Origin of the sequence: Pseudomonas sp. NBRC 111131, from assembly GCF_001320525.1 — a bacterium.
Taxonomy (GTDB): Bacteria; Pseudomonadota; Gammaproteobacteria; order Pseudomonadales; family Pseudomonadaceae; genus Aquipseudomonas; species Aquipseudomonas ceruminis.
Genome location: NZ_BCBH01000093.1, coordinates 1 through 1,066, shown reverse-complemented (window position 1 = coordinate 1,066; position 1,066 = coordinate 1). Strand labels below are relative to the sequence as shown.

The 1,066-nt window shown below is 67.4% G+C and carries 1 protein-coding gene; it reads right to left on the bottom strand.

Translation table 11 applies throughout. The annotated features are described in order from the left end of the window. Positions 1-1,066: amino acid adenylation domain-containing protein (locus APH34_RS28400; RefSeq protein ID WP_156358139.1), on the bottom strand; the 1,066-nt coding region annotated here is incomplete at both ends.

Genomic DNA, 1,066 nt, shown 5'->3' with positions numbered 1-1,066 from the left:
TCAGGGCCGGGCGGCGGTGGTAACCACGGGCCAGGCCGATGCCGCCCAGGTACAGCTCGCCAGTCACACCAGGGCTGACCGGGTTGAGCTCGCCGTCCAGCACGTAGGTGTGCAGGTTGGCGATCGGCTGGCCGATCGGTACCGCGTCCTTGCCTTCCTCGACACAGGTCCAGTGGGTAACGTCGATTGCCGCTTCGGTCGGCCCGTACAGGTTGAACAGGCCGCTGTGCGGCAGCAGCGCCAGGGTCTGACGTTGCAGTTCCACCGGCAGTGCTTCGCCAGAGCAGATGATCCGCCGCAGCGACGTGCAGCGCGCGGCGTTCTCGTCGCCGACGAAGGCCTGCAGCATCGACGGCACGAAGTGCAAGGTGCTGATCTGCTCGGCAGTGATCAGCTGTACCAGGCGGGCCGGGTCACGGTGGTCACCCGGCAGCGCCATCACCAGGCGGGCGCCCTCCATCAGCGGCCAGAAGAACTCCCACACCGACACGTCGAAGCTGAACGGGGTTTTCTGCAGCACGCTGTCACCCGCGCCAAGCAGGTAAGCCTCTTGCATCCAGGCCAGGCGGTTGTGCAAGGCGACGTGGCGGTTACCAGCCCCCTTGGGCTTGCCGGTGGAACCGGAGGTGTAGATGACATAGGCGAGGTTTTCCGCGTGCAGCGGCACCTCCGGGTTGTGCTCGCCCTGCTCGCTCCAGGCCTGGCGCTGGTCCAGCGCGAGCACCGCCAGCCCGGCAGGTATCGGCAGGTTGGCGCGCAGGTGCGACTGGGTCAGCACCAAGGCGATGCCGCTGTCCTCGAACATGTAGGCCAGGCGGTCCTCGGGGTATTCAGGGTCCAGCGGCACATAGGCGCCACCGGCCTTGAGGATCGCCAACAGGCCGACGACCATGTCCACCGAACGTTCGGCGGCGATACCTACCAGCACGTCCGGGCCTACGCCCAGGCCACGCAGGTGGTGGGCCAGGCGGTTGGCCTCGACGTTCAGTTCGGCATAGCTCAGGGTGCGCTCGGCAAAGGTCAGCGCCGGGGCCTGCGGCTGGCGGGCAGCCTGCTGTTCGAACAG